A 526-nucleotide genomic window follows, 5' to 3' on the forward strand; every position below is an offset into this window, starting at 1 on the left:
TGCAATCATGCTACACTATCTGGTCACAGTTGTCATCATGACCTTGAGACTGCTAGAATTAATGGCTTGCTTGGTAATATCGATGCGAACTCTGGAGATCCTCAGACTGGTTGGGATACGGATGAGTTCATGACTGATATTGCAGAAGCTACTAAAGTTATGCTCACTGTCGTTAAGAATGGTGGGTTGGCTCCTGGAGGATTCAACTTTGATGCTAAGCTCCGAAGGGAGAGCACAGATGTGGAGGACTTGTTCATTGCACACATCAGTGGAATGGATACAATGGCTCGTGGACTCAGAAACGCAGCCAAGATAATTGAGGATGGATCACTTAATGAGCTTGTGAAGAAGAGATATCAGAGCTTCGACTCAGAAATTGGAGCTTTAATAGAGGCTGGCAAGGCTGATTTCGAGTATCTTGAGAAGAAGGCCATGGAATGGGGCGAACCTAAAGTTCCTTCTGGCAAACAGGAGTTGGCTGAGATGATTTTACATTCTGCGTTGTAGAGTGTGTATGGGAAAGAAG

At 44.9% G+C, this 526-nt stretch carries 1 pseudogene; it reads left to right on the forward strand.

Annotation, left to right across the window (positions count from 1 at the left end):
• Positions 1-507: pseudogene (locus tag CXQ94_RS21975) on the forward strand (xylose isomerase); the annotation flags it as partial.
• Positions 508-526 lie beyond the last annotated feature (19 nt).

Source organism: Arthrobacter sp. GMC3 (assembly GCF_002929305.1).
Lineage (GTDB): Bacteria > Actinomycetota > Actinomycetes > Actinomycetales > Micrococcaceae > Specibacter.